This window comes from Pseudomonas sp. B21128, assembly GCF_044218865.1.
Classification (GTDB): Bacteria; Pseudomonadota; Gammaproteobacteria; order Pseudomonadales; family Pseudomonadaceae; genus Aquipseudomonas; species Aquipseudomonas iridis.
Window position 1 is genome coordinate 3,749,424 of sequence record NZ_CP162590.1, and the last position, 25,934, is coordinate 3,775,357.

General features: G+C 58.6%; 32 protein-coding genes. 14 read left to right on the forward strand and 18 right to left on the reverse strand.

Annotation, left to right across the window (positions count from 1 at the left end):
• The first annotated feature begins 108 nt into the window (after positions 1–108).
• Entirely contained in the window at positions 109–312 is a 204-nt protein-coding gene (locus AB4P91_RS16680) for a hypothetical protein (protein ID WP_150592190.1), read from the forward strand.
• 5 nt (positions 313–317) lie between these two features.
• Here AB4P91_RS16680 and AB4P91_RS16685 read toward each other — a convergent pair whose 3' ends face one another.
• Both AB4P91_RS16685 and AB4P91_RS16690 read right to left on the reverse strand, forming a co-directional pair.
• Positions 318–557: a DUF2789 family protein gene (locus AB4P91_RS16685; RefSeq protein WP_395603232.1), complete on the reverse strand. Its 240-nt coding sequence runs from the start codon at positions 555–557 to the stop codon at positions 318–320.
• A gap of 50 nt (positions 558–607) precedes the next feature.
• Positions 608–883, reverse strand: a complete 276-nt coding sequence (locus tag AB4P91_RS16690) for a hypothetical protein (protein WP_042559580.1) — start codon at positions 881–883, stop codon at positions 608–610.
• A gap of 400 nt (positions 884–1,283) precedes the next feature.
• Between AB4P91_RS16690 and AB4P91_RS16695 the strand changes: the two genes are divergently transcribed.
• The 3 genes from AB4P91_RS16695 to AB4P91_RS16705 all read left to right on the forward strand — a co-directional run bounded on the left by AB4P91_RS16695 (position 1,284) and on the right by AB4P91_RS16705 (position 3,104).
• Positions 1,284–1,754, forward strand: a complete 471-nt coding sequence (locus AB4P91_RS16695; RefSeq protein WP_395603233.1) for a hypothetical protein — start codon at positions 1,284–1,286, stop codon at positions 1,752–1,754.
• Positions 1,755–1,762: 8 nt separating this feature from the next.
• A complete protein-coding gene (locus AB4P91_RS16700; protein WP_150592187.1) occupies positions 1,763–1,960 on the forward strand; it encodes a hypothetical protein in 198 nt (65 codons plus the stop codon).
• Between the two features lie 127 nt (positions 1,961–2,087).
• Complete coding sequence (locus AB4P91_RS16705; protein ID WP_395603234.1) at positions 2,088–3,104, forward strand: ABC transporter substrate-binding protein; 1,017 nt, start codon at positions 2,088–2,090, stop codon at positions 3,102–3,104.
• Between the two features lie 116 nt (positions 3,105–3,220).
• On the opposite strand, the gene AB4P91_RS16710 is transcribed toward AB4P91_RS16705, so the two are convergent.
• On the reverse strand, positions 3,221–5,353 hold the full coding sequence (locus tag AB4P91_RS16710; RefSeq protein ID WP_395603235.1) for a TonB-dependent receptor: 2,133 nt from the start codon (positions 5,351–5,353) through the stop codon (positions 3,221–3,223).
• A 92-nt stretch (positions 5,354–5,445) separates the two neighbouring features.
• A complete protein-coding gene (locus AB4P91_RS16715; protein ID WP_395603236.1) occupies positions 5,446–5,835 on the reverse strand; it encodes a DUF2946 domain-containing protein in 390 nt (129 codons plus the stop codon).
• 93 nt (positions 5,836–5,928) lie between these two features.
• Between AB4P91_RS16715 and AB4P91_RS16720 the strand changes: the two genes are divergently transcribed.
• Complete coding sequence (locus AB4P91_RS16720) at positions 5,929–6,369, forward strand: DUF3995 domain-containing protein (protein ID WP_395603237.1); 441 nt, start codon at positions 5,929–5,931, stop codon at positions 6,367–6,369.
• 71 nt (positions 6,370–6,440) lie between these two features.
• Here AB4P91_RS16720 and AB4P91_RS16725 read toward each other — a convergent pair whose 3' ends face one another.
• The 7 genes from AB4P91_RS16725 to AB4P91_RS16755 all read right to left on the reverse strand — a co-directional run bounded on the left by AB4P91_RS16725 (position 6,441) and on the right by AB4P91_RS16755 (position 13,654).
• Positions 6,441–6,803, reverse strand: coding sequence for a Na+/H+ antiporter subunit G (locus AB4P91_RS16725; RefSeq protein WP_150592182.1), 363 nt, complete (start codon positions 6,801–6,803; stop codon positions 6,441–6,443).
• A complete protein-coding gene (locus AB4P91_RS16730) occupies positions 6,800–7,078 on the reverse strand; it encodes a K+/H+ antiporter subunit F (protein ID WP_042559573.1) in 279 nt (92 codons plus the stop codon). Before AB4P91_RS16730 ends, AB4P91_RS16725 begins: the two co-directional genes overlap by 4 nt.
• Positions 7,075–7,563, reverse strand: a complete 489-nt coding sequence (locus AB4P91_RS16735; protein WP_395603238.1) for a Na+/H+ antiporter subunit E — start codon at positions 7,561–7,563, stop codon at positions 7,075–7,077. The genes AB4P91_RS16730 and AB4P91_RS16735 overlap by 4 nt, the downstream gene beginning before the upstream one ends.
• A complete protein-coding gene (locus tag AB4P91_RS16740; RefSeq protein ID WP_395603239.1) occupies positions 7,560–9,239 on the reverse strand; it encodes a monovalent cation/H+ antiporter subunit D in 1,680 nt (559 codons plus the stop codon). Before AB4P91_RS16740 ends, AB4P91_RS16735 begins: the two co-directional genes overlap by 4 nt.
• Complete coding sequence (locus AB4P91_RS16745; protein ID WP_395603240.1) at positions 9,236–9,580, reverse strand: Na+/H+ antiporter subunit C; 345 nt, start codon at positions 9,578–9,580, stop codon at positions 9,236–9,238. Before AB4P91_RS16745 ends, AB4P91_RS16740 begins: the two co-directional genes overlap by 4 nt.
• On the reverse strand, positions 9,580–12,498 hold the full coding sequence (locus AB4P91_RS16750; protein ID WP_150597989.1) for a monovalent cation/H+ antiporter subunit A: 2,919 nt from the start codon (positions 12,496–12,498) through the stop codon (positions 9,580–9,582). The genes AB4P91_RS16745 and AB4P91_RS16750 overlap by 1 nt, the downstream gene beginning before the upstream one ends.
• A 217-nt stretch (positions 12,499–12,715) precedes the next feature.
• Positions 12,716–13,654, reverse strand: a complete 939-nt coding sequence (locus AB4P91_RS16755) for a DMT family transporter (protein WP_395603241.1) — start codon at positions 13,652–13,654, stop codon at positions 12,716–12,718.
• Between the two features lie 85 nt (positions 13,655–13,739).
• Between AB4P91_RS16755 and AB4P91_RS16760 the strand changes: the two genes are divergently transcribed.
• On the forward strand, positions 13,740–14,303 hold the full coding sequence (locus tag AB4P91_RS16760) for a helix-turn-helix domain-containing protein (protein WP_150592177.1): 564 nt from the start codon (positions 13,740–13,742) through the stop codon (positions 14,301–14,303).
• Positions 14,304–15,698 (forward strand): FAD/NAD(P)-binding protein, encoded by a 1,395-nt coding sequence (locus AB4P91_RS16765; protein ID WP_395603242.1) that lies wholly within the window; start codon positions 14,304–14,306, stop codon positions 15,696–15,698.
• Between the two features lie 133 nt (positions 15,699–15,831).
• On the opposite strand, the gene ppnN is transcribed toward AB4P91_RS16765, so the two are convergent.
• Positions 15,832–17,205: a nucleotide 5'-monophosphate nucleosidase PpnN gene (ppnN, locus tag AB4P91_RS16770; RefSeq protein WP_042559566.1), complete on the reverse strand. Its 1,374-nt coding sequence runs from the start codon at positions 17,203–17,205 to the stop codon at positions 15,832–15,834.
• Between the two features lie 226 nt (positions 17,206–17,431).
• On the opposite strand from ppnN, the gene AB4P91_RS16775 reads away from it, so the two are divergent.
• Positions 17,432–17,959, forward strand: coding sequence for a DUF3087 family protein (locus AB4P91_RS16775; RefSeq protein ID WP_150592175.1), 528 nt, complete (start codon positions 17,432–17,434; stop codon positions 17,957–17,959).
• Here AB4P91_RS16775 and AB4P91_RS16780 read toward each other — a convergent pair.
• Positions 17,956–18,342, reverse strand: coding sequence for a DUF2784 domain-containing protein (locus AB4P91_RS16780; protein ID WP_042559565.1), 387 nt, complete (start codon positions 18,340–18,342; stop codon positions 17,956–17,958). The two genes, AB4P91_RS16775 and AB4P91_RS16780, sit on opposite strands and share 4 nt — an antisense overlap.
• Positions 18,343–18,531: 189 nt before the next feature.
• Here AB4P91_RS16780 and AB4P91_RS16785 point away from each other — a divergent pair, with 189 nt between their 5' ends.
• A complete protein-coding gene (locus tag AB4P91_RS16785; protein ID WP_191623975.1) occupies positions 18,532–18,681 on the forward strand; it encodes a hypothetical protein in 150 nt (49 codons plus the stop codon).
• Positions 18,682–18,723: 42 nt separating this feature from the next.
• Here the strand turns inward: AB4P91_RS16785 and AB4P91_RS16790 are convergent, their stop codons facing one another.
• Complete coding sequence (locus tag AB4P91_RS16790; protein ID WP_150592174.1) at positions 18,724–18,996, reverse strand: hypothetical protein; 273 nt, start codon at positions 18,994–18,996, stop codon at positions 18,724–18,726.
• A 416-nt stretch (positions 18,997–19,412) separates the two neighbouring features.
• On the opposite strand from AB4P91_RS16790, the gene AB4P91_RS16795 reads away from it, so the two are divergent.
• Both AB4P91_RS16795 and AB4P91_RS16800 read left to right on the forward strand, forming a co-directional pair.
• The gene (locus AB4P91_RS16795; protein ID WP_150598152.1) at positions 19,413–20,312 is read left to right on the forward strand and encodes a polysaccharide deacetylase family protein; all 900 of its coding nucleotides are present in this window, start codon (positions 19,413–19,415) and stop codon (positions 20,310–20,312) included.
• A gap of 110 nt (positions 20,313–20,422) precedes the next feature.
• Positions 20,423–20,665, forward strand: a complete 243-nt coding sequence (locus AB4P91_RS16800; RefSeq protein ID WP_395603243.1) for a DUF1652 domain-containing protein — start codon at positions 20,423–20,425, stop codon at positions 20,663–20,665.
• 3 nt (positions 20,666–20,668) lie between these two features.
• On the opposite strand, the gene AB4P91_RS16805 is transcribed toward AB4P91_RS16800, so the two are convergent.
• Both AB4P91_RS16805 and AB4P91_RS16810 read right to left on the reverse strand, forming a co-directional pair.
• Complete coding sequence (locus AB4P91_RS16805; protein WP_150598154.1) at positions 20,669–21,031, reverse strand: NUDIX hydrolase; 363 nt, start codon at positions 21,029–21,031, stop codon at positions 20,669–20,671.
• Positions 21,032–21,281: 250 nt separating this feature from the next.
• Positions 21,282–21,521: a hypothetical protein gene (locus AB4P91_RS16810; RefSeq protein WP_007910805.1), complete on the reverse strand. Its 240-nt coding sequence runs from the start codon at positions 21,519–21,521 to the stop codon at positions 21,282–21,284.
• A gap of 184 nt (positions 21,522–21,705) precedes the next feature.
• On the opposite strand from AB4P91_RS16810, the gene AB4P91_RS16815 reads away from it, so the two are divergent.
• On the forward strand, positions 21,706–22,041 hold the full coding sequence (locus AB4P91_RS16815; protein WP_150592170.1) for a hypothetical protein: 336 nt from the start codon (positions 21,706–21,708) through the stop codon (positions 22,039–22,041).
• Between the two features lie 81 nt (positions 22,042–22,122).
• Here AB4P91_RS16815 and AB4P91_RS16820 read toward each other — a convergent pair whose 3' ends face one another.
• The gene (locus tag AB4P91_RS16820; protein ID WP_150592169.1) at positions 22,123–22,671 is read right to left on the reverse strand and encodes an Rrf2 family transcriptional regulator; all 549 of its coding nucleotides are present in this window, start codon (positions 22,669–22,671) and stop codon (positions 22,123–22,125) included.
• 346 nt (positions 22,672–23,017) lie between these two features.
• Here AB4P91_RS16820 and AB4P91_RS16825 point away from each other — a divergent pair, with 346 nt between their 5' ends.
• Both AB4P91_RS16825 and AB4P91_RS16830 read left to right on the forward strand, forming a co-directional pair.
• Positions 23,018–24,220: an NAD(P)/FAD-dependent oxidoreductase gene (locus AB4P91_RS16825; protein ID WP_395603244.1), complete on the forward strand. Its 1,203-nt coding sequence runs from the start codon at positions 23,018–23,020 to the stop codon at positions 24,218–24,220.
• Between the two features lie 227 nt (positions 24,221–24,447).
• Positions 24,448–24,756 carry a hypothetical protein gene (locus AB4P91_RS16830; protein WP_395603245.1) on the forward strand — a complete coding sequence of 103 codons (309 nt, stop codon included), beginning with the start codon at positions 24,448–24,450 and terminating at the stop codon, positions 24,754–24,756.
• A 167-nt stretch (positions 24,757–24,923) separates the two neighbouring features.
• On the opposite strand, the gene AB4P91_RS16835 is transcribed toward AB4P91_RS16830, so the two are convergent.
• A complete protein-coding gene (locus tag AB4P91_RS16835; RefSeq protein ID WP_042559552.1) occupies positions 24,924–25,808 on the reverse strand; it encodes a LysR substrate-binding domain-containing protein in 885 nt (294 codons plus the stop codon).
• Between the last annotated feature and the right edge of the window lie 126 nt (positions 25,809–25,934).

A 25,934-nucleotide genomic window follows, 5' to 3' on the forward strand; every position in this document is an offset into this window, starting at 1 on the left:
TGTTACGCTGGATGCAATGAATCTGTGCACGAGGGTTGCTGTTTCCGCTGTGGCCAAATCATTAACATGCCCGCTTAGTTAGGTAGCTAATGAATTTCGGAGGTCCACATGCAGTGCAGGGTTGATGTTGCCGTGATGATCGGCAGTGGCGTGCCCGCCGGTTTGCGCGCAATGGGGCAAAGCGTTTGCTGGGTGGTTTTGCTCAACGGTGAGCGACGTGGCACCGCGTTCGCCAGTCGCGATGAGGCCGAAGAGTGCAGGACTGCTTGGCTCGCGCAGTTGAAAGCGGAGGTTGGCGACAGCCTGCACTGATCGGGTTACTTGATGTCGTGATGCAAGCGCAAGTTGAGCTCATCGACCACGACTGCCTCTTCGCCGTCGCCGCGTAACCATTCTTTCAGCAACTGTGCCTGCGATTCGGTCCAGAATTCGGCGTCAATCAGTTTGGTGTCAGCGTCCAGTTGATGCTCGTCGATGAACTCGTCGATTGCATCGCCTTCTGAAGGCAGTCCCAGTTGATCGAACAGGGTTTTCAGATCATAGCTTGGCAAATCCATCACGTACTCCTTTTTGATTCGCGCCGATGTGGCGCAGTCAATCGCTCTCTCTATCTGAGGCAGCCGCTGGCCAGGAGTTCGATTTGTAATTCGAGTGAGCGGGCGAGCGCGCAAGCCTCGTTATGATCCTCGCGGAAACCTCTTACACGGCCGGTCGACTTTTCTTTAATGTGAAAGAAAGCGTTACCTGCAGGTACCACCTGAAAGCGTGGCGTCTGGTCGTTTGTAACGGACTCCGGCAGATCTTCCATGCCGGTGATATGCAGGATCACAGGCGATTTGAGTCGGGCGTCAGCGGGCATGGCGAAATGAGTCAGAGTGCACATATGAAGTCCTTTTCATCAGTTGGCCGATATTTACAGGCCGTTGTGGGTAGTCTTGATGAGCATCGCTGCTCTAGAATCGCCAGTACCTGTTGACGACAGCGCTTATCTAAAGCAATTTTTCGCAAGCGATATGTCGGAAAAGAGCTTTTCTTCGTGAGAATTTTCCCTAAAGTTCGTAGTCAACTTTCTCTCATGGCGAGTGAGGATTTTTCCTTCAGGCTTTGGCGACGTTGGAGTGAGTTTCGCGAGTGACAATCCAGTAGTCTTACGAACCTCGCGTTGAACGAGCGCTCTGCTCAGTTCAGGTTTTTATTTGAGTCAATTGGCAGTGCCATCGGCCTGGCTTTTTTTTGCCGTGCGCGTTTCCCGTGTGCGGTTTTTCAGATGTGGGGATGTTTCTTTGGCAGTCAGTAATCTCGATATGCATGCTTTGTTCGTGCTGGGTGATTTGCGTGCAAAGCTGGTCAAGCAGTTCCAATCGCGTTTTGTTTACATCACCGAGCAAAGCGCTGAAGGTATTTATGTTGCCGAACTCGACACGCAAAGTGCGTTGGTAGTCGATGACAAACCGGGGCTGAAGCTCAAGGTCGGCGACCACTTCAGTGCATCAGTCTTGCCCAGCCGTGAAGGTGGCAAGATGGATATTCGTTTTCGTGAAATAAAACTGACGGTTTATGGGCTTGGCGATTACGCCTTCGTTGATAGCGCTGATGGCCACGCGATCCTGTTCAAGGAAGGTCACAGCGTGGTGACCGTGTTCGCCGCCGATGAGCAATTGCAGGAAGGCCTGACCAAGACCCTGAAAGCGGTCACTGGCAAAGCCGCGAAGTGGCGCAAGGGCGAACTGGTGACCTTCAAGGCGAGCGAGTGATCGGTGGTTTGAGTCGCGCCGATTTTCATTCGCAGAACATCGACAATGCGCGTGATGAGGCCGGGCGCTTGTTCGCCATGAAGGCCGAGTTGCAAGGCGCGTGGCTGGGGTGGGTGGCCTCGCAGATCTATGCGTTGCGTCCAGCGGAATACGCCAGCATGGTCAGACGCGAGCTGCAAAGCTTGCAGGAAAAGTCTGAAAGCTAACCTCGTCTGGGGCTAGCCCCTGAAAAAGCAGGAACCTCGTCTACAGTCAGTTGACTGAGTATTCAGAGGCTTGCGGTCTTCTGTCAGGCCATCCTGTCATTGCTGTGAACAGCACGAGGTGTAATGCATGAACGGATTTCGACGGTTATTGGCCGCCAGCGTGGCGACATTCGGCCTGCTGGCGTCAGCGCAATCGACGATGGCAGTACAGGCGCCGATCCATTTCGCCGACCTGAATTGGGAAAGCGGCAGCCTGATCACCGATGTCTTGCGGATCATCGTCGAGAAGGGCTACGGGTTGCCAACCGACACCTTGCCCGGCACCACCATTACTCTGGAAACCGCGCTGGCCAACAATGACATTCAGGTCATTGGCGAGGAGTGGGCCGGGCGCAGTCCGGTGTGGGTCAAGGCCGAGGCTGAAGGCAAGGTCGTGAGCCTGGGCGATACGGTCAAGGGCGCCACCGAAGGCTGGTGGGTGCCGGAATACGTGATCAAGGGGGACCCGGCCAAGGGCATCAAGCCGCTGGCACCGGACTTGCGCAGTGTCAGTGATCTGAAAAAATACAAGGACGTGTTCAAGGACCCGGAAAACCCGACCAAGGGGCGTTTCCTCAACAGTCCGATTGGCTGGACTTCAGAAGTGGTCAACAAGCAGAAACTCACGGCTTACGGGTTGCAGGACGACTTCACCAATTTCCGCAGTGGCTCGGGTGCCGCGCTCGACGCCGAAATCAGTTCTTCTATTCGTCGCGGTAAACCGGTGCTGTTTTATTATTGGTCGCCGACGCCGTTGCTGGGCAAGTTCAAACTGGTGCAGCTGGAAGAGCCGCCGTTTGATGCCGAGGCATGGAAAACACTGACTGACGCTGATAATCCCAACCCGAAACCCACCCGCTCGCTGGCGTCGAAACTGTCGATTGGCGTGTCTACGCCATTCCAGAAGCAGTATCCGCAGATTGCCGAGTTCTTCAGCAAGGTCGATTTCCCGATTGCTGAGCTGAACAAGGCGTTGGCCGACATGAGCGAGAAACACACCGCACCGCGTCAGGCGGCTGAAGCGTTCATGAAGGCGCATCCGGATGTGTGGCAGGCGTGGTTGCCGAAGGATGTGGCGGATAAGGTGTCGGCTGATCTGAAATAGAGGGTTGAGGCCACAGGTCTCATCGCGGGCAAGCCCGCTCCCACAGGTTTTTCTGTCGAATACAAAATATGTGTACGACACCGGTCAATGTGGGAGCGGGCTTGCCCGCGATGCTTTTAGAATCGGGTCTGCACCGCCAACTCAAAGGTGCGTGGTGTACCCAGGTAATACGCCGGCGATACATGCGCAAACTCGGCATACACCTCATTCGTCAAATTGCGCACCCGACCGGTGACGGTGGTGTGCGAATCGACCTTGAAACTGAGGAAACTGCCGAACAGCGTGTACGACGGCACGGTCAGGGTGTTGGCGTTGTCGGCGAATACCGATGCGACATATCGTGCATCGACCCCACCTTGCCATTGCGGCGAAAAATCATAAGTCAGCCAGAGATTGCCAACCCGGTCCGGGACATTGGTGGGCATGTTGCCCTTGCGCGAAACCACCGCGCCCGCGGCGTTTTTTTCGGTGAAATCATCGTACTGCGCGTCAACCCAGGCGAAATTGCCCTCGGCCAGCAGTCTGTCGGTAATGCGCAAGGCGCTGGCAATCTCGATCCCTTTTGACGTCTGCTGGCCCACCGCAATGCTGCGGGTCGGGTCCAGTGGATCGGTGACGGCGAAGTCTTTTCGCTCAAGGGTGTAAGCCGCCACAGTCGCCGAGCCTCGCCCGTTCAGGTAGTCGAATTTGCTGCCGATTTCCCATTGCTTGCCGGTCGATACGTCGAAGTCCTGTGTGCCATTGGGTTGCTCGGCCGCGGTGCTGTATTGCACGTAGACGTTGGCCGAAGGGATGAACTGGTACGTGAGGCCCGCGCGCCCCGTGACAGGCTCCCAACTGCGCTCGAGGTGTCTGGGATTGGCGGCGGTCACGGCGCGGTGGTTGGTCACGTCGAGATCGATGTCGTCATAACGCAGGCCGGTGAGCAGCGACAGATTGTCGGTCAACGCCAGACGGTTTTCCACGAACAGCGCTTTGGTGGTGACCTCGTTGGTCTTGTCACTGATCAGTGCGGGGTTGGTGCCAGGAATGTCGTAGAAATACCCGGGACGATAGTGGTTCGGGTTTACCGCGCTCGCGCCTTTTATGTTGAGCGGCGAGTTGGTGGTTTGGTTGACCTTGTATTCGAAACCGCCGGACCACGTCGTATCAAGTCCCAACAATGTGTTGTCGTGGCGCAGTTCGAACTGGTTGCCGTTCTGTTCGCCCTGGTGCCGCACCTGGTACGCCGTCGAACGATTCACTGCCGAGTTGTCGGCGTTGTATTGGTAGGTCTCGAGATTGCGGTAATCGCGCTGGCTGTCGAGGTGGTACAGCGTGTTGCGCAGGGTGGTGCTGTCGTTGATCCGGTAGTCGATGATCGACCGCACCCAGATTGTTCGCTGTTCGTAGCGGCCGTCCTCGACGTTGTAGTTGTTGAAGCGGTTGTGTTTATCAATCTTCAATTCGCCGGCCTTGGGGTTGAGTACCGGCGTGCCCCAGTACGGGCTGTCTTCGTGTTCGTCCTGATACTCCAGGGCCAGGGTATGCGACAGGTTTGGCGTGAAATCGCTGAGTAACGAAAACGCTACGCTCCAGGCATCGCGCTCCTGTCGATCGATGTAGCCATTGCTGGTGTTGTGGCTGATGTCCAGACGCGCGTAGTGCTGCACCTCGCGGCCTGGATCGGTCAACGCATGGTTGAGGCCGAACGCGGTTTCGGTAGTGTCGTAGGTGCCGTAACTGACCCTGCCTTCAACGGCCTGTTCATCGCGGGTCGCCAGTTTGGTCACGTAGTTCAACGAACCACCGACCGAGCCTGCGCCATTGATCAGCGAGGATGGACCGCCCACCAACTCCACCCGGTCATAGATCCACGCATCGACAGGACGGGCGAGGCCTCCGGAAACGTTGATGCCGTTGAACATCTGCGTGATCTGGCTGCTGGTGAAGCCGCGATAGGAGATGAATCCGCCAAAGCCTGGCGGTGCGCTGGCATTGACGCCGGGCAGGGTATTGGCGGCGTCCTGGAAATTCTGTGCGCCGTGGCGCTCGATGTCGTTGCGATTGGCGATGGCCACCGAAGCGGGTGTGTCGCGGACGCTCAAGCCGAGTCGCGAAGCCATGCCGCTGAACTGGTCGAGGCTCAGGCCCGGTTCGCTGCCGGATTCGCCATCAATGTTGATCGGCGCGAGTTCCAGGGTGGATTGCGCCCAGACGTTTATGGACAGGCAGCCGCACAGGCTCGCCAGCAAAGTGAGGTGTTTCATCATTGAATCCTGAATGCATGTCTAGGCGTCAGCGCACAGGCAAACGCCGCGCGTTGGCGCAGTGGGCCGACAAATCAAAAAGGCAGGAACACTCAGGCGAGCGGTGGGGCGCGTGGGTTGGCCGAGGGCCAGGTGAGGCGGGCGAGGAGGTCGGCGCTGGCGATGGGCGCCAGCGGCGGGCTGTGTTGTTCCGGGAGGATCGCCAGGGTCAGGCTGGAATTGAACGCCGGACCCATGCCGCCGCCGACAGAACACAGCGGACAGCCGAAGGCTTTGGACAGCGTCGGCAGTTGTTCTTCGCTGGGATTGGAGGCCAGCGGCGCTTGAGTCGCCGGGTCGACTGTACAGAACTGGCCGCCGATGCCGTTGAGCTGCATGCCGACCATTTGCCCGTGACCGATGCTGCAAGCGAACACGTTGAACAGGACGCAGCAATAGAGCATCCAGGCCAGCAGTGATCGATCGGAACGGGAGAATTTCATGGGCCGGCACTTTACCGTACCGCTGATCGGTCGTGCACTTGAAAAAAATGCGACTAGGATGATTTGTTCAAATCCCTTTCAAGGATTTCAACCATGACCTTTGTGTTGGCTCAATGGCTGGTGACAGTGTTTGCAGTGATCAGCCTGGTGCATGTGTATTGGGCGTTGGGTGGGCAATGGGCGGCGGTGGCGGCCGTTCCGCAAGTTCCGGAGGAAGGCTTGGTGGCGACGTTGCGACCGGCATTCAAACCGTCGGGCTGGATTACCTTGGTGGTGGCGGTTGTTTTATTGGCGATTGCCGCGCTGGTGTGTCTGCGGGTCGGGTGGGGCGTGGCGCCGGTTCATCACAAGGCGTTGCAGTGGGTGATCAGTGTCATTGCGCTGTTGATGTTTGCCCGGGCGATTGGTGATTCGCATCTGGTGGGGTTTTTCAAGGAGGTGAAGGGCTCACGTTTTGCGCGGCTGGATACGTGGGTTTATTCGCCATTGTGTGCGGTGTTGGGGGTGGGGTTGTTGGCGGTGGCTTGGGTTTGACGCTGAGCAGATCGATGTGATGACCGGGCCTGCCCGCTAAGAGGCCAGACCCGGCACCACAAAGTCTGAATTCAGCTACCGCTTTCAGTGGAGCGACTACTGACTTCCGCCGGCACATCATCCCCGGCCATGCGTTTGCGGAACAACGCCGCCCGCGCCAGCAGCAACGTGGTCACCGGGACCGTGATTGCCAATAAAATCGGGATCAGCCAGGCATGCAGCACCGGTCCGGACTTCAGCGCTGAAAAGCAGATGATCGAGGCCAGCGCCACACACCAGGCTCCCAGCGTAGACGCCAGTGCCGGCGGGTGCATGCGCTGGAAGTAGTCCTTCATCCGCAGCAATCCGATTGCGCCGATCAAGGCAAACACGCCGCTGAGCACCAGCAAGATCGCCACAGGAATCTCAACCCAAAGAGACAGTTCCGCGTTCATTCGATGACCTCGCCACGCAGCAGGAATTTCGCCAGGGCAAACGAACCGACGAAGCCGAACAGCGCGATCAGCAGCGCCGCCTCAAAGTAAGTGTCACTGGAATAGCGAATGCCCAGAGTCAGCATCATCAGCATCGCAACGATGTACAGGTAGTCCAGCGCCAGTACCCGATCCTGCGCCGATGGCCCTTTGAACAGACGCAACAGCGTCAGCAGCATGGCCAAACAGAATAGAAACAGGGTCAGCAGAATCGCATTCGACAGTAATGGGCTCATTCGAAAATCTCCATCAGCGGCCGCTCGTAAGTGCTCTTGAAGTGCTCGATGAATTGCGCTTCGTCATCCAGATCCCATACGTGTACCAGCAGAATGCTGCGATCCAGCGCCAGTTCTGACCACACCGTGCCGGGCACTACCGTGCAGATCATCGATAACGCGGCCAGGCCATGGGCGTCTCGCAGGTCCAGCGGCACTTTGATGAAGCCGGAGCGAGGCGGGCGACGGCCTGCATTCAATACGCCCCAAGCCACGATCAAGTTGGACATCACCACATCACGACCAACCAGGAGGAGCAGCCGCACGATTGTCCATGGACGGCGGATACGCACTTGCTTGGGGCGCAATTTGCGCATCATCAACGGCGCAGCGAAACCAAGTATTGCGCCGAGCAGCAGGTTGCCGGGGCTGACTGACAGGTTAAGCGTCAGCCACAAGATACACAGCGCCATTGAAAGCAACGGTGCCGGAAATACACGCTTCATGGCTGCACCTCCAACAGGGCGGCCTTGCTTTCCGGGCTCGGTACGGCGCGAGTGCCGAGCACGGCATTGACGTATAGCTGGGGATTATTCAATGCGTCAGCCGTGGCCTGGGTGTAACGCAGCAGCGGTTCGGCCTTGAAGGTCAGAACGATGCTCAGCCCCAGCAGCAGGAAAATCGGCGCGCATTCGAGTTTGCGCAGCAGCGGTGACGGGCGCTCTTCTGGCGTCCAGAAACGCTGGATGCCGAGACGCGAGAACGCCATCAACGCTGCCAGGCCGGACAGGATCAACAGCGCCAGCAGCGCCCATGCCGCGTTGGAAATCGGCGCGGCGGTGCCCAATCCCAGCGGATTGAGCAACGCGCTGATCAGGTTGAGTTTGCCGATGAAACCGGACAGCGGCGGCATGCCGATGATCAGCAGGGCGCAGGCGATAAAGCTCAAGCCGAGAAACGCCATGGTCCACGGGATGACCTGACCGACCACGGCTTTCTGCTCGTCGTCGAGGTTGATGCCTTTGGGCGGTTGCAGGGATTCCTGTGGTCGCGGCAGCATTTCGCTTTCGTCTTCCAGTGGAATTTCGTTGGCCGAGCGCGAACGCTCAATCAACTCGGCCAGCAGGAACAGCGCACTCAACGCCAGCGTCGAACTGACCAGATAGAACAACGCCGCACCGATCAGGTTCGGTTGTGCGAAGCCGACGGCCGACAGCAGAATCCCCGCCGACACCAGAATGCTCAGGCTGGCCATGCGCTCAAGGCGTTGCGCGGCAAGAATCGCCAGCGCTGCGCAGGCCATGGTCACCATGCCGCCGTAGATCAGCCAGTCGCCACCGAAGAACGCCGAGGCTCCGGCCTGGGCGGAGAACAGCAGCGTCCACAGGCGCAGCAGGGTGTAGACGCCGACCTTGGTCATGATCGCGAACATCGCCGCTACCGGTGCGCTGGCCGAAGAGTAGGCCGGTACCAACCAGAAGTTCAGCGGCCACATGCCGGCCTTGGCCAGAAACGCTACCGCGAGAATGCCTGCGCCGGCGTGCAGCAGGCCTTGGTCGGCTTCCGGAACCAGCGGAATTTTCACCGCCAGATCGGCCATGTTCAGGGTACCGGTGACGCCGTAGATCAACGCCGCGCCGATCAGAAACAGCGACGAGGCGAGCAGGTTGATCGAAATGTAATGCAGCCCGGACGAAACCCGTGCCCGGCCCGAACCATGGAGCAACAGGCCATAAGAGGCGGCCAGCAGCACTTCAAAGAACACGAACAGGTTGAACAGGTCAGCGGTCAGGAACGCGCCATACAAACCCATCAACTGGATCTGGAACAACGCGTGGAAGCTTGATCCGGCGCCGTCCCATCGAGCCATCGCAAACAGCAGCGCGCTGACGCCAATGACCCCGGTGAGCACCAGCATCAGCGCCGACAGGCGGTCAACCACCAGCACGATGCCGAACGGCGCCTGCCAGTTGCCCGGCAGGTATACGCCGATCGAGCCGGGCACGCCGGTGGTTTGCGTCCATTGCAGCAGCATCACTGAAATGAACAGGCCGAGGAGGCTGGAGAACAGGTTGATTTTCGCCTTCAGCGGTCGGTGCCGCTCGCCGAGCATCAACATCATCGCGGCAGTCAGCAGCGGCAGCAGAATCGGTGCGGCGATCAGGTGAGTCATCGCCATCATTCTTTAGGCTCCCGGCCGTCGACGTGGTCGGTGCCGGTCAGGCCGCGCGAAGCGAGCAGAACGACGAGGAACAATGCGGTCATGGCGAAGCTGATGACGATTGCTGTCAATACCAGCGCCTGCGGCAGCGGATCGGTGTAGTGCATCAAGTCCTGGGTCACGCCGTCCTTGATCACCGGCTCCTTGCCGATGAACAGGCTGCCCATGCTGAAGATGAACAGGTTGACCGCGTAGGACAGCAGGCACAGGCCCATGACCACCTGGAATGTACGTGGGCGCAGGATCAGCCAGACGCCGGAGGCGGCGAGAATGCCAATGGCGATTGCGATGACTTCTTCCATCAGACGGCTCCTTTGCTGGCGACGGCCTTGGGCAGGGACGCGTTCTTGTGACCACGCACCGATTGGTGGGCGAGAGCGGTGAGGATCAATAGCGTCGAGCCAACCACCACGCCGTACACGCCAATGTCGAAGAACAACGCGCTGGCGATATGGATGTCACCCAGCAGCGGCAAGGTGAAATGCCAGGTGTGGGTGGTGAGGAACGGATACCCAGCCACCATCGCACCAAGCCCGGTGGCGGTGGCGAAGAGCAACCCCGTGCCCATCCAGCGCAGTGGCCGCAGACTCATTTGTGCCTCGACCCACTGCGTACCGGCGACCATGTATTGCAGGATGAACGCCACCGACATCACCAGCCCGGCGACAAATCCGCCGCCCGGCTGGTTGTGTCCGCGCATGAACAGGTAGAACGACACCACCAGCGCAATCGGCAATAGCAGACGCACGAGCACTGCCGGGACCATCATGAAGCCGAGCGCGGTGTCGCTGGCCGAGCGCGGGTTGACCAGGTCGGTGACCACGTCCGGTGCCAGCAAGCGCTGCTGGGCCGGCAGTTGCAGGCTTTCTTTCGGAGGGCGGAAGCGGCGCAGCAGGGCGAATACCGTTAACGCCACGGCGACCAGCACGGTGATTTCACCCAGGGTGTCGAAACCTCGGAAGTCCACCAGCATCACGTTGACCACATTGCTGCCACCGCCCTCAGGCAGGGCGCGACTGAGGTAGAACGAGGAAATGTCATTCGGCGTCTGCCGCGTGAGCATTGCGTAGGACAGCAGCGCCATGCCGGCGCCGACCGCAATCGACAGCATCAAGTCGCGCAGACGGCGAATGCGTGCCTTGCGCAGCGTGCTCGGCAGTGGCGAAACCTCTTCGATCCGCCGGGGCAACCAGCGCAGCCCCAGCAGGATCAGCACGGTGGTCACCACTTCGACGGCCAATTGCGTCAGCGCCAGGTCCGGAGCGGAGAACCAGACGAAGGTCACGCAGGTCATCAAGCCGCAGACGCTGACCATGGTCAGGGCGGCGAGACGGTGATACTTGGCCTGCCACGCGGCGCCCAGAGCGCAAGCAATCGCCAGCAGCCACAGGGTCACGAAAACGATCGAGCCCGGAATCTTCGGCCGGTCACCCCAGCTCAGGCTGCTGTGCAGCATCGGAATCAGGCCCGCGAGCACTGCCGCCAAGACCATGAGGAACAGTTGCATTTGCAGGCGTCGGGTGCCGAGCCGGCGTTCCACCCGCCGGGCCATGCGCATCATCACCACCAGGCTGCGCTCGAACAGGCGCTTGCCGTTGAAGCGTCCCACCAGTGGCGGGTATTTGAAGCGGCCGTGTCTGAACTGATTACGCAGTAACAGGTAAAGCACGATGCCACCGGACATGGCGATCAGGCTCATGATCATCGGTGCGTTCAGGCCGTGCCAGATTGCCAGGCTGTACTCCGGCAAGGTGCCGCCCACTACGGGCTGCGCGGCGGCGGCGAGCAGCGGGCCGACCACTTGTGCCGGGAAAATCCCCACGATCAGGCAGGTAAACACCAGCAACTCGACCGGTGCACGCATCCAGCGCGGCGGCTCGTGCGGGGTGTGGGGCAGGTCGGTGGCTGTCGGGCCGAAGAACACATCGACGGTGAAACGCAGCGAATAGGCGACGCTGAAGGTGCCGGCAATGGTTGCGACAATCGGCAGCGCGGCTTCGACCCACGCCGTGGCGTTGATGAACACGGTTTCGGCGAAGAACATCTCTTTGGACAGGAAGCCGTTGAGAAGTGGCACGCCGGCCATTGAGGCGCTGGCCACCATCGCCAGCGTTGCGGTAAACGGAATCAGCTTGATCAGACCGCTGAGCTTGCGGATGTCGCGGGTGCCGCTCTCGTGGTCGATGATCCCTGCGGCCATGAACAGCGAGGCCTTGAACGTGGCGTGGTTGAGGATATGGAATACCGCGGCAACGGCGGCCAGCGGACTGTTCAGGCCCAGCAGCAACGTGATCAGGCCCAGGTGGCTGATGGTTGAGTAGGCGAGCAAGCCTTTGAGGTCGTTCTGGAACATTGCGCAATACGCGCCGAGCAACAGGGTGCACGCGCCAGCGCCGCTGACGATGTAGAACCATTCCTCACTGCCGGACAGCGATGGCCACAGGCGTGCGAGCAGGAAAACCCCGGCCTTGACCATGGTCGCCGAGTGCAGATACGCCGAGACTGGCGTTGGCGCCGCCATAGCGTGCGGCAGCCAGAAGTGGAAGGGAAACTGGGCGCTTTTGCTTAAGGCGCCGATGAGAATGAGGGGTAACAGGATTGGGTAGAGGGCATGTGCGCGAATCAGATCGCCGGCGGCCAGGACCTTGTCAAGGTCATAGCTGCCGACGACATGGCCGAGGATCATGACCCCCGCCAGCAGGCATAGTCCGCCGGCGCCTGTGACCATCAGCGCCATGTAGGCGCCACGACGGGCATCGGAGCGGTGGTGCCAGTATCCGATCAGCAGGAAAGAGAAGAGGCTGGTCAGTTCCCAGAAGAACACGATCTGGATGAGGTTGCCGGAGATCACCAGGCCAAGCATGGCGCCCATGAACGCCAGGAAAAATGCGAAGAATCGCGGCACCGGGTCGTCCGGCGACATGTAGTAGCGGGCATATAAAGAGACGAGTGAGCCGATCCCGAGTACCAGTATCGAGAAAAGCCAGGCGAAACCGTCCATGCGCAGAACGAAGTTGAGCCCGAGACTCGGTAACCACATGAATTCTTCGCGAATGACGCCGCCATGGGCGATCTGCGGGTACAACAAAGCCACCTGGACGACGCCGATCAGAGCGACCAGACCTGCCAACAGGGATTCGGTATTACGCGCATTGTGTGGCAGCACCGCTGCCAGACAGCTGCCAATGAATGGCAGAAGCAGTAGAACTATCAGGGACATAGGCTTCTAATCTGCGGAAGTTTGTGAAGCATCATACGTGCCAGCTCCCCGATCACCAAATGGCAGGATGTCTCAGAATCCTACAAAGTAGTCGGGATATTTGTGTTTGGTCTTGTTTCATGGGCGAAAAAAGATCGCAGCCTGCAGCAGTTCCTACAGGAAAACGCATTCCAGTGTAGGCGCTGCCGAAGGCTGAGATCTTTGACCTTCTAGATCCTCAGCGCTCAGTCTCGCGGTCAAAATCCTCCAGCACTTCCTCCGAATGCTTACCATTGGTCTTCAACTCGCTGACGATTACCGCCGCCACAATCAACCCGGCGCCCAATAGCGCAATCCCCGGCAAACGCTCGCCAGCAAGCCGTCCGACAATCCCTGCCCATACCGGCTCACCGGCATAGATCAGCGTCGCTCGCGTCGGCGAAACACTCTTCTGCGCCCAGTTCATCGCTACCTGAATGGCCGCACTCGCCGCGCCCAGGCCCAAAGCCGTGGCGAGCAGCAGCCAGGAAAAGTCCGGAAGCGCTTCGCCCGTCGGCACCACCATCAAAAATGACAACACCGAGGTCGTTGCCAGTTGCACCACGGTCACCCGGCGCACATCCACCTGGCCGGCGTAGGTGCTGATCAAAATGATTTCAGCAGCAATGGCTACGGCGCTGATCAGTGTGGCGATTTCACCGGAGCTGAAATTCAGCGAGGCTCCGGATGGCCCCGACAACAGCATCAATCCGCTAAACGCCAGCATGATGCCAATGCTCGGCATCAAACCCGGTCGCCGCCCCAGCACCAGCCATTGCAGCAGCGGCACGAACGGGACGTACAACGCAGTGATGAACGCCGACTGACTGCTTGGAATGGTCTGCAACCCCACCGTCTGCAGGCCGTAACCGAGCATGATTGCTACGCCAATGAAGGCCCCAGCCTTGAGTTCGAACAAGGTCAGCTCACGCAAGTGCCGCCACGAAAAAAGCGCGACGATGACCGCTGCGGCGGCAAAGCGCAGGCCGACGAAGAACATCGGGCCGCTGACGGTCATCGCATGTTGCACCAACAAAAAGGTGCCGCCCCAGATCATGGTGATCACCACCAGCACGCACTCGGCCTGGCTGAAGCGGGAGAAACGAGGGGAGGTGTCGGAGCGATTCACTGACGTCATGTCCTTGCGCGCGGAAGAAGGAGCGACGCACAATGCGCCAAATGTTGCGCAGTATACTGCCCAACCCCACCGAGTGAGCAATATAGTGCACAAAGATTCCAGCCAACGCGCCTCCGTCCTGCAACACGTCAGCCAGAACGTCCGGCGCTTGCGGCACGCTGCCGACATGAGCCAGACCGCGCTGGCGGAAAAATCCGGCGTGAGTCGGCGGATGCTGGTGGCGATCGAGGCAGGCGAAAAGAACGTCAGCCTGACCACCCTCGACCGCGTCGCCGAAGCACTCGACGTTGCCTTCAGCGATTTGATCCAGGCCCCCGACGCGCGCGATCCGAGCCGCATCAACGAAGTGGCATGGGCCGGTAGCATCCCCGGCAGCAAAGCCGTGTTGCTGTCGAAAGCCATTGCAACCCGCGAAGTCGAGCAATGGGAGTGGTGCCTGCAACCGGGCGAGGTCTATCCGTCGCAACCGGACGCCGATGGCTGGAGTGAACAGATTTATGTATTTGAGGGTTGCCTGACGTTGATGCTTGGCGATCATGCGCAGCAGATCGGCACGGGGGAGTTCTTCATGTTTGCCAGTAATCAGCCCCACGCTTATCGCAATGATGGGGATGTGGCGGCGCGGTTTGTGCGCAATGTGGTGATTTGAATGAACCAGTACGCAGACATTCTGATCATTGGCGGTGGCCTCAGCGGCACGATGCTGGCGGTGCAATTGTTGCGTCGGCCAGGCCAGCGCCGGATTCTGGTCATTGAGCCGCGCACGGAACTCGGCCGTGGCGAGGCCTATAGTGCGGTGGAGTTGGGCCACACGCTCAATGGCAACGCGGCGCGGATGAGCGTCGATCCGGATGACCCGGATGACCTGACGCAATGGCTCGCCGAGCACATCGCTACGGGCGGTTGGCCCGAGTCTGCCGAGCAACAGGTGCCGGTCAGTGAACTGTTCCCGCCGCGCGGACTGTTCGGCGTTTACGTGCAGCAGCGATTAGCCGAAGCACGAGAGGACGGCGCGCAACGGGGTTCGACCGTCGAACACATCCGCGCAGAGGCCGTCGACCTGCAAATCGATACGGATTCAGTGCAGCTCACCCTGGACAATGGCCAACAATTGCATGGCGCGTACGCAGTACTCGCCACCGGCATGTTCCCGGCCGCGCGCACACCGCAGACGCAATCCAGTGGTCTCAACGCCGCGGCTCTGGACCCGTGGAATGTAGCGGCGATGCGTCAGCTCGATGCGCAATCGAGCGTGCTGATCATCGGTTCCGGCCTGACCATGGTCGATGCCGTGGTATCGCTGGAGCAGGCTGGGCATCGTGGGCCGATCGAGGTGTTTTCCCGTCATGGCTTGCTGCCCCATGTGCGTCGACAACCGCCGGGCTGGGTAGATTTTCTTGCTGAAGACCACGGCATTCGTTCCCCCCGACAGTTACTGCGCGAGCTGCGACGGCATTGCCGTGACGCCATCGCACAAGGCATCGATTGGCAAGCGCCGCTGGACACGGTGCGTGCACACATTGGCCGACTCTGGAGCCAGGCGACTGACGTGCAGCGTCGACAATTCGTACGTCATGTGCGGCCTTGGTGGGAAAGTCATCATCATCGTTCACCACCACTGAGTGCGCAGTTGGTTGAGCGCTTGCATAGCGAAGGGCGGCTGCGGATTCACGCAGCTTCGTTCAAAGGGCTTGAACCTTGCGCGAAGGGTGGTGTGAGTATCCGCATTCGTCGGCGGGGTGAAGCGCAAACCTGCGTGGTACATGGCGCAGCGCTGATCAACTCCAGCGGCATCGAGTATGACTGGCGTCGAGTGGCGCGACCGTTGCCACAACAATTGTTGGCGCGAGGTTTGGTGCAGCCTGGGCCTTTGGCGTTAGGGATTGCGGCAGCGACTGACGGAGCTGTTGTGGGCGAACACGGACAAGCAGCGAATCGCTTGTTCGCAATGGGTCCGCCGTTGCGCGGGATGTGGTGGGAGAGTACGGCGGTGACGGATGTGGCGTTGCAGGCGAAGGCGTTGGCGGCGCGGTTGACGGATTGAGAGGTCTGTGGGGTTGAGGGTGTAGTTTCGGCCGCCATCGCTGGCAAGCCAGCTCCCACAGGGACTTGCGTTGAGCACTAGATCAGATCTTTGCCCAACACAAATTCCTGCAGGGATATTGTGTGGCTGGACCTTACGCCACCACTCGATAGCACGGCACATACGCCGCGCCGCCCGGCAGTTTCATCCGGTGCTGGGCGACGAAGGCTTTGAGCAGCGCGTCGAGCGGTTGCATGATCGCGGCGTCACCGCGGATCTGGTACGGGCCATGTTCCTCGATCAGACGAATGCCCTTGTCCTTGACGTTACCGGCCACGATCCCTGAGAACGCCCGGCGCAGGTTGGCCGCGAGTTCATGCGGTGGCTGGTCGCGGTGCAGTTTCAGGTTGGCCATGTTTTCGTGGGTCGGATCGAACGGACGCTGGAAGCCCTCGTCAATCTTCAGCAGCCAGTTGAAGTGGAACGCGTCGTTGCGCTCGCGGCGGAACTGCTTCACGGCTTTCAGGCCTTGGGTCATCTGGCGCGCGACTTCAGTCGGGTCGTCGATGATGATTTCGTAGTGCTGCTTGGCCGCTTCGCCGAGGGTCGCGATGACGAACGCGTCGAGCTGTTCCAGATACGGCGCAGCATGTTTCGGTCCGGTCAGGATGACCGGGAACGGCAGACCCTCGTTGTCCGGATGCATGAGGATGCCCAGCAGATAGAGGAACTCTTCCGCCGTACCGGCACCGCCCGGGAAGATGATGATGCCGTGGCCGACACGCACGAACGCTTCCAGACGTTTCTCGATGTCCGGCAGGATCACCAGCTCATTGACGATCGGGTTTGGCGCTTCGGCAGCGATGATGCCCGGCTCGGTCAGACCGAGATAGCGACCGCCGTGAATACGCTGTTTGGCGTGGGCGATGGTCGCGCCTTTCATCGGGCCCTTCATCACGCCGGGGCCGCAGCCGGTGCAGATGTCGAGGCTACGCAGGCCCAGTTCGTGGCCGACTTTCTTGGTGTATTTGTATTCTTCGGTGTTGATCGAGTGACCGCCCCAGCACACGACGATTTTCGGCTCGACACCCGGACGCAGGGTGCGGGCATTGCGCAGCAGATGAAAGACGTAGTCGCTGATGCCTTGGGAGGTGCTGAGATCGATGCGTTGGCTGTCGAGTTCGTTTTCGGTGTAGACGATGTCTCGCAGGGCGCTGAACAGCATTTCCCGGGTGCTGGCGATCATTTCGCCGTCGACGAAGGCATCGGCCGGAGCGTTCAGCAACTCAAGGCGCACACCGCGATCCTGCTGGTGAATGCGGATTTCGAAGTCCTTATAGGCTTCAAGAATGGTCTTGGCGTTATCGACATGAGCGCCGGTGTTGAGGATGGCCAGGGCGCACTGGCGGAACAGGGTGTAGGTGCTGCCGGATCCGGCTTCACTCAGTTGCTGCACTTCACGTTGAGAAAGGGTTTCCAGGCTGCCTTTGGGGCTGACCGAAGCATTGATTACGTGTCGTTGGGTCATGCAATGATCCTTAAAACGATGTCATCCCAGAACCAGGCGAATGGCATCCGAATAGTGTGTATCCATGAATGAAGATGGCACGATCTGCGCTATACCGCCATGTCCCCGTTGGACGATGAAAAGATGAAAAGGGGCCCCAGCATAGCTAAATCCATCGCAGAGGCGATAATGCCCGGGCCCGTTTTTCTGTTGCGCCTCTTTTTCTTGCTCAAGGAAGTCATTTGTAATGTTCGAGATTCAGCCGATGGACGCCGCCACTTTTCGCCAGCAGACCCGCCGCAGCACGCTGATCATCGCCGTGCTGTTCCTCGTGCTGGCGATGTTGTTTTCAACGGTGGCGGTGCAGCTGTTCGGAGAACCGGGCGGCGATAACCTGCGGTTTAATGTCGGCGGAGTTTTTCTGGCATTTCTGCTGACGGCGGCATTGCTGCGCGGGCGCTTCTGGAATCAGGGCTGGATGGCGCCGGCGGTGTATAGCTGGCGGCTCAAGCGCAATTTGATGAGCGTCACCAATGTGATGCATCAGGTGACGGCAGCAGTGGAACAGAACGACCCGATCGCGATGAAAGTGTTGCGCTTCTACCATCAGGGGCTGACGCAGATGCATGAACTGGATGGCAACTCCAGCGATCATGCGCAGTTGCATCGCGAAGTCGAGCAGCACAAGGAGAGGATGCAGGCGCTGGGTCTCGATGTCGACCAGCCACGCCTTGATCCGGCGTGGCTGGAGGCCTTGAAACCTGCGTCGCGTTAAAGCGAAATACGGCTGGCTCGGCGCAGTTTCCACGAGCGGATCAAGCGCCCGTAAACCAGCAGGTTGACCATCAGCACCACGCTGCCTAGCACCAGCTGAATCTGCGGTGTGAGCCCGGCCGGGTAGATGATCGGCCAGATGTAATGTTCGATGAAACCGCCGGCATACTCGGTTTGCCCGGCGGCGTGGCGCATCAGGTTTTCCCAGTAGGTCAGGGGGCAGGTCAGGTGCAACACCTCGACCGCGAAGCCCCACGCGGCGGCCGGCAAGTGCAGCCACATCAGCCGCGGCCACTTGAGCACCAGCAGCCCGCCGAACAGCACGAACAGAATGAACAGCAAATGAAACAGCACCAGCCCGTCGGCTGCGATTCGGTACAGCATGTCGTCTCCCTGACGCATTTGTGTGATGGGTTCCATGTTACGCCATGTGTCGGCTCACGCACGGCGCGATTGAGCGCAATTGTTAGCCGGACATGGTGTTTGCTGTCTGCGTCGAGCGGTTATAAGTTGCGCGATGAAAATTGTTCTACGCTTTATCGATGACGAATGACTTCTCAAAGCGAGGCGGACATGGCAACTGAGAAAACGCATCTGGAGGATGAGGATGAGCCATCAGAAGAAGAGGTCGAGCAACAGAAGAGGAGAGAGGAGCAGACCTGGAAACATGACGACAGCAGAGAGCTGTCGGATCGCGATCAGGAACGCCCGCTAAAACCTTGAATGATGAATTGCCAAAGCCCCGAATCAACGGGGCTTTGCGTTTCAAAGGTCTTCGAACTGCGTGAGATCGGGGTGTGCCGCCCGATAACCCAGGGTTCGGTCGATCCAGGCATTGAGCTCGTTGACCATTACCGGCGCTTGGCCGGGATACTCATCAAGCGTGGTGCGCAGAATACGTTCGATGTCTGGGACTGAACTCAGGTTTCGGGTCTTGATGTAATGGCCGATAAAACAGTCGAGTTGAAAGCGTTCTGTCGTGGACAGATGAATACACTCCAGGCCACCGACCTGTTTGATTGCAAAATCGTCGCGCAACTTAGTTCTCTGCAAGGCTTGTAGAAGTTATGGGGAATCCTGGTTTCTTGACTCTGTGGTCAACTGGTATACCAATTGGAAATGCGGCGCGCATGCTATCCGTAGCGAATGTAAATGTATGTATGACGATTGAAATGTCAGACAAGCGGTTAGTTCGCTCAAACGACTGTTTTATTCAGGTTTGTCTCAAGATTGAAACACCATTTGTAAACTCCAAGCGTCACCTGCAGGAACTGCCGAAGGTTTACGATCTTTGATTTTTACGCCACTTCAGCGATCAGCTCGAGCGAGCACCGGAACCAAACCGTGTGTACCTTATCCAACCTCGGCTCGCGAAGCCGAGCGCAGGGAGGGATAGGGGCGAGGGAGTTTTGCCATCGAACATATGAAAGCAGTGGTCGGGCTCAAGGCAAAACATGACAACCGGATTCAAACTTCTTTGTGCAGCGATCATCGCCCTGGTGCTGGCTGGCTGCATTGCCGCGCCCATTGAAATGACCGCGCAAACCGAATCCCGGTTAAAGGCTCAAGCGCCGGTGCGTTTTGTGCTGACGTTCGATGACGGCCCCAGCGCCTCAAGTTTCTGGAATCCATCAGCGACGGTGCTTGACAGCTTGAAAGACAACCCGGTGCAGCCGGGGATCAAAGCGGTATTTTTCGTCCAGACGCGTGCCCCCCGGGCTGGCAACAGCGAAATCGGTCGCGACATCATGCGACGCGAGTTCCAAGAGGGGCATGTCCTCGGTTTTCATACCGCGACCCATTGGCACACCAACCATCGCTCGCTCACCCCGCAGGCACTCAAGGAATCGCTGACCCACGGCTCCGCTGACATTGCCGCCATCACCGGAGCGCCGCCGCAGTTGCTGCGACCGCCATTCTGGAATTACGACAAACGAACGTTCGCCGCCTATCAACAGCACGGCTTGCAGGTGCTGCTTACGGATCTGAGTGCCAATGACGGCAAGATCTGGGGTTTCAACGCCAGCCCGCGCCGCCGGGCGAACATGTTGCGGCACCTGTCGCAAGTGCGTGAGCGAATCGCCCTGGGAGAGTTACCGACCGTGGACGGTGTGATCCCTGTGGTGGTGACCTTTCATGATCTCAACCGCTATACCGCGCGGCATATGCGCGAATACCTGCAAATCCTGCTCGACAGCGCCGCAGCCACCGGCGTGAGATTGGCGCAAAAGCCTTTTTATGACGATCACGCTGAATTGGAGAAGGCTGCGCTGGCGCGAACGGTTCGGCAAAGTTCCGAGCCGGTGCAGTTGCCGGGCCTGTGGAACTGGATCTGGGGGCACGACGCGCGCTGACGGGACGCATGAAAAGTGTGATCGGGTTGGCGTTTTTTCGGCGGCGGGGCGGTCAACGCCCATCTATGCTCTACGGATTGATCGATTCAACGCCTGCGAGGCGCCCCGCCATGCTTGCCATTGCCGACATTTGTCGCATTGTCGAATCCGGCTTTCCCACGTTTAAATGCGACTGCATTTCAACGCCTCAGGGGCTGTTGCAAATCAAAGTCTATGAGCCCGAGAGCGGGCGCGTCGAATTGCTGCTCAACGGCGCCTCCCCGGAACATCTCGTCACGATCCGCGACATTTCCAACTTCATCGGCGAATTACGTACAGAAATTAGTGCCGGCCGCAGGGCCTTCGCCGGTTGATGTTTATAAACGCCGTTGAAATGCCCGAACGATGCGAAGCGTGGCTTCGCTGGTATCCAAATTCTGCACCGAGTCCAGCGGAAACCAGATGCAATCGACGATTTCGTTTTGCGGTCGTACCTGATTGATATTCAGCACCGAAGCCTCGTAGACATGATGTCGGGTTCCGCCGTAGTGCAGCTCCATCAGGTAAAGCACCTCATCGGCATCCAGTCCGGTTTCTTCCTGCAGTTCGCGCACGGCAGCGTCTGCCCGGGTTTCGCCAGGTTCAACTTTGCCGCCAGGCAAATTCCAGCGGGAGCTGGGCTTGCGCACCAAGAGGATATGTCGATCCTGTTCGCAAATGACGGTTGCACGTACTTTCATCGGATGCCTGTTACTGCTGTCACAAAATAGAAACAAAACTGCAATATTCGAGCCGAGCCTTCGGTTAAAGGTTCCTTTGACGTTGGAGCGTCGAGTATTGAGAGAAGTGCCAAATGCTGAACAGGCTTGTGTGGTGCGAGCGGATGCAGAAAACCCTAAACGCGTGTTTAGGGGCTTGACGCGAGATAACGGGTTGTAAAAAAGCAGCCCCGGCTAATGCCGGGGCCATGGTTTGCAGCGGTGGTAAGTGTCAGTGGACTTTGGTACGACTGATTGCCCGTGCCTTCACTTCCCTGGCGTACAATTGCAGCCGCTCTTCATCGCTTTGCAAGACCTCGCAGGATCTCAGCACTGACTGCGCGTCAGCCTCGTTACCAGATTTGCGCAGCTGCTCGGCGATGCGTTTCAGATCGACTGCCGACCAGCGCAGATCCGATGCGACGCTTTGCAAGTCGCGTTGCAGTTCATGTTCGTATTCGTTGAGACGCATGATCACCTCCGGAACATTCTCGGTAAAAAAGAGTAGTCGCATTTCTCACCCGTCGCGCGTGGTTTGTCTGTGATACCGCTGAATGGGTGTAAAAGATTGTCCAATCTCCACAGCGGGCGCGATGCCACGATAGATGTGTTGTCTGTTAGGCGGTACATTCACTTTTTTAGCAAAAGGAAACATCATGCGGATATGGATCGGGAGTCTGGCGTTGGCCGTGTTGGCAGGGTGCTCGTTGCCGACATCGTTGGTGCCGGGTGAGCCCAATGTCAGAAAGACCACAAGCAAGGCGCCCAAAGACTATGCCGCGTGCGTATTACCGTTGTGGCAGAAGGATGTTGCGAAAACCTCGCAGGCATCGATCTCCAATGGTTACCGCATCACCGCGCCGAGCATCATCACGGCTGACGAGATCCTCGAAATCGTCAAATACAAGGACGGTAGCAGCGTGTCTTTGTACCAGGGCCCGCCTTGGGCCAAGTCCGGCTCGCTACGCCAATCTGTGCGTGATTGCCTGTAGCGATTGTTGGGTGCAAAAAAAAGCAGAAACCGGATTTCGGTTTCTGCTTTTTTTTTGGCTGGCGATACCAGTAGAGCGCGATCAGTCTGAAATGTCGGTCAGCGGGATGGTGCCGAAGTTGCCCTTTTTCTCGCGTCGATCCTGAATCCAGTCTTCGACTTGTTGGCCAAACTGCGCCGGCGCCTTGCGTCCAACCTTTCTGGCGATGTCGAGAATGGTCTGCTGGGCGAGGGCTTCTTCCATGCGTTTTTGCGCGGTCATCATGGCGGCGTGGATCGAGCAGGTGCCTTCGATGGCCCAGTCCGGCGGATCCCCTTCAAACAGGGCGCAACGCCCGCGAATCTCTCTGCATTCGAAAATATTCTTGCGCCCATCAATGGCGTTGACGACGTCGAGCAGGGTGATTTCGTCTGCCGGCCGCGCCAGGCTGAAGCCGCCACGTACGCCTTCAGTGGCGACCACCACTTTGGCTTTGGCGAGTTTGGTGAAGATCTTTGCCAGATACTCCAGTGGCACACCCTGCAGTTCTGCGAGGTCACGCACGCTGGCCTCCCGACTGTCGCCACCGTTGGCAACCAGAAAAGTCAGGCAATGAATGCCGTATTCGACGCCTGCGCTGTAAAGAGCCATATAGAAGTCCGACCTGATTTGTCGTAAATGTTAGCAGGCTAACCTTTGCCCGGCAACGGGCGCGCGGGTGTAATTCCCTGCTTTCTAATCCCCATTATTGCCAGAATGTGCCTTTTTAATGGCGTTCTGCCGTCCCGGTGTCAAGTATTTGAGCTATCGATGTTTTCGATGGTAACTATCACATAATCCGACTTGTTCGTAATATATACGACCAATACAGTCGGCTATATCGGGTGGGCAGTAATCTGCGAGTTTCAAATTTTTTCAGTTTCACGGTCCAGTGACTCCCGATCAGCACGAACTCTTCACACCTTTTTCCGTAAGTGGCATCAGCCCGGAGACGAACATGAAACAGCACATTCTGGTAATTGGCGCAGGTTTCGGTGGCATGTGGAGCGCATTGAGCGCCACGCGTCTGGTCGATATCCACGCTCGCGACAATGTTGAGGTGACCGTCCTCGCACCTCAGGCTGAACTGCGAGTTCGTCCGCGTTTCTACGAGCCGAATGCTCATCAGCTGGCTGCACCGCTGCATGAACTATTTGAAGCGGTCGGCGTTCACTTCATCAAAGGTGCGGCCGAGACCATCGACGTGGCGGGCAAAACCGTCGTATACACCGATGCCGCAGGCACCAGGCAAGTGTTTCACTTCGATAAACTGGTGCTGGCCTCCGGCAGCGGTTTGGCTCAGTCCGGTACGCCAGGCGTTAGCGAGCATGCGTTTGACGTCGACCGCATCGAAGCCGCCGTTCGCCTCGAAACCCATTTGAAAGGTCTGAAGGATTTGCCAGAAAGCACTGCACGCAACACCGTGGTGGTCGCCGGTGGCGGTTTTACCGGGATCGAAACCGCAACGGAAATGCCGGCGCGGCTGCGTGAAATCTTCGGCGGGCAGGCTGACATCAAGGTCATCATTGTTGATCGTGGGCAGAAAATCGGCCTGTCGATGGGCGAGCAGATCAGCGAATCCATCGTCGAGGCCAGCGAAGAGTTGGGCGTTGAATGGCGCTTGGGTGTCTCCGTGCAGTCTGTCGATGCCGAGGGTGTGACCCTGTCGGACGGTCAACACATCGACGCGAAAACAGTCGTCTGGACCACCGGTGTACGCGCCAGTTCGCTGACGGAGCAGATTCCCGCCGAACGCGACAAGCAGGGACGCCTGCACGTCGATGCGAACCTGAAGGTCATCGGCCAGAACGATATCTTTGCGACGGGTGATGTGGCTTACGCGGCGAGTGATGACATCGGTAATTACGCGCTGATGACTTGCCAGCACGCGATCTCGCTGGGTCGTCATGCCGGCAACAACGTCGCGGCGCAGATTCTCGGGGTTGACCCGACGCCGTATAGCCAGCCGAAATACGTGACCTGCCTGGACCTCGGCGCCTGGGGCGCGGTGTACACGGAAGGCTGGGATCGTCAGGTGAAACTGGTCAAACAGGAAGGCAAAGCGTTGAAGACCCAGATCAATACCCAGTGGATTTACCCACCAGCGGCGGATCGCGTCACCGCGCTCGCGGCTGCCGACCCGATGATTCCGGTCGCATAAACCCGCTGCGTTGCAAAAAAATCCCGCTTCGGTTGATCCGCGGTTATGCGGCGGTGCTGATGGCGTTGGAGACGGGCGCGGATCTGATTTTGCAGGATGCGCAGGTTTCAGGCTTGGCGAAATGAGCTGTGGCAGTTGCTCGTGAGGGTTTTTTCAGCGTGCGCTAGGCTTTGGATTGCCGGCCGAAAATCAGGCCGGCATGTCTTTCAAGGAGCCACGGATCATGGGTGATCTGGTCAAATCGATGGTTGCGCGACAGAAACGTAACGAAACAATCTTCCTACCCAAGCGAATGGTTCAGCGCATTCGTTCAAAATGACCGCTTCATCACTCTGCATTTGATCGACGAAAGGCGCGTACTTGGCTGGCCGGTCGAGTGGCCACCGGAGTCAGCCAATGGGCAGTTTGTGATGCAGGACCCGCATTGGCTCGACGAGGATGGCAAGTCGCTGCCTTCTGGTGCCGAATATTTACTGATAGATTCGGCAAAAGTTAAATGGGTTGAGTTCAACCCCACATTAGAGGGTTCATCATGACCGCCAGAGCACCACAACCTATGCCAAGGGAGTATGCGCGTCTTTTCAGGGGGGCAGACGGAAAACCACTAGCGGAACCACTGATCAAAGGGCCAAGCGCGCCACCACCTCTGAAGCGCCAGCCATCCTTGGAAACGTGATGACTGCCCGGCTGTCATCGTGATGCTTCAAAGCGTCTCCACCAACCAATCCCGAAACGCCTTCAACGACGGCAGCGCTTCATTGCGCGGCGGGTACACCAGGTAATAGCTGCGTCGACTGGTAATCGGTTCCCCCAGTTGCAGCAACTCCCCATTCAGCAGTTCGTCCTCGACCAGAATCCGCGGCACCAGGCCCACGCCAATATTCGCCCGCACCGCCTGAATCAGATGCGCAGTCATTTCGAAGCTCGGCCCGATGCGCATGCTGCGATGCGGCAAATCGTGCTGGCTGAACCATTCTGTCCACGCTTGAGCATTGCTGCTGACGTTGAGTAGCAATTGCCCGGCGATGTGTTGCCCAGCGTCGTTGCGCTCGTCTTCGGACAGTTGCGTACTGGCGATTACCACCAGTTCCTCGGTGTGCAGGGGCAGGGCGGTCAGCCCCGGCCACTCGCCGCCGCCCACACAAATTGCCGCGTCGATTTCACTGGTATCAAAATCGATGGCTTCGATGCGTGAGTGCAAGTGCACGGTCATGCCCGGGTGGGCGGTGTAGAAATCCTTGAGTCGCGGCAACAACCATTTCGAGCCGAAGGTCGGCAGCGTTGCCAGCCGCAGGCTATGGATGCCGGAGCCGAATGCCATGGCCTGCAAAGTGGCGCTGCGGATCTGCCCGAGTGCTTCGGCGAGTTCGCGTTGATACATGCGCCCGACGTCGGTCAGGACTACTTGCCGGCCTTCGCGGCTGAACAGGCGCATGCCGAGCATCTTCTCGAGGATTTGCACCTGACGGCTGACCGCACTTTGCGTCAGCGACAGTTCATGGGCGGCGCGGGTGTAGCTTTCGTGGCGCGCGGCAGCCTCGAAGGCCAGCAATAACGACATGGAAGGCGTGAGCGTGCGCGGATTCATTCGTAAAAGTCATCAATAGCGGGTCAAATTTACGGTTGTCCCAGCATTCGTCAGCAATGAATATGGGCAACATGAGATGGCGGAGCCTGACGCAATCATTCGTTGCGTACAACTGTTCACCGCCAC